Here is a 775-nt window from a genome sequence, read left to right on the forward strand (position 1 = left end):
GCGCGCGCGTGGTTGAGGTCCTCGAACATGTTGTCCTCCAGGAGTTCATCGCGCATGCGGTTGTGCAAGGACTCCACGAACCCGTTATGCCATGGCTGGCCCGGCGGGATGAACGCTTGGAGCGTGTCATGCTCGCTGGCCCAGCGCCCCATGGCTGCGGCGATGAATTCGGGCCCGTTATCGGCGCGCAGCACCTGGGGTGCCCCATGGGCCAGGGCAGCCAGGTCAAGCATTTCGATCACGTCGACGGCACCCATGCGCCGCTCGACGCGGAAAGCCAGGTGCTGGCGCGTGAACTCATCGATGAGGTTACAGACCTTGAACACGCGTCCCTTCCAGTCCGAGTCGAACTGGAAATCAATGGCCCACACCTGCCCCGGGGCGCTAGCCTTGACCAGGCGCTGGAGGCGCGGCGCAGTGCGAGGCTTGGGGGCTTTGCGCGGGCGCACGCGTAGCCCTTCGGCGCGCCACAAGCGCCGGAACGTATCACGCCCTATGACAATGCCCTCGCTCTTGGCCCGCGCCCAGGCGCGTTTATAGCCCCACCGTCGATGCGTGGCGGCAAAATCGTTCATCCACTGGCGCACAGGCCCATGATCACGCAGCGTTTTCGCCCCGCCCGCCGCGCGGGCTCGGCAATACGCTGACCGGGACAGCCCGGCAACGCGGCATGCAAGACGCTGAGAAAACCCCTGGCCAACCAGGTAGTTCACAGCCTCGTGCCTGCGCGCCGGGCCTAGAAGTTTCCCTCCGCCAACTCTCGCAACGCTGCCTT

1 protein-coding gene is annotated in these 775 nt (G+C 65.8%); it reads right to left on the minus strand.

What is annotated here, in order from left to right; translation table 11 throughout:
- Positions 1-713: IS3 family transposase (locus O3684_RS10200; RefSeq protein WP_500066829.1), on the minus strand; the 713-nt coding region annotated here is incomplete at its 3' end.
- Positions 714-775 lie beyond the last annotated feature (62 nt).

Origin of the sequence: Pauljensenia sp. 20925_1_27 (assembly GCF_041432835.1) — a bacterium.
In the GTDB taxonomy this organism is placed as follows: domain Bacteria; phylum Actinomycetota; class Actinomycetes; order Actinomycetales; family Actinomycetaceae; genus Pauljensenia.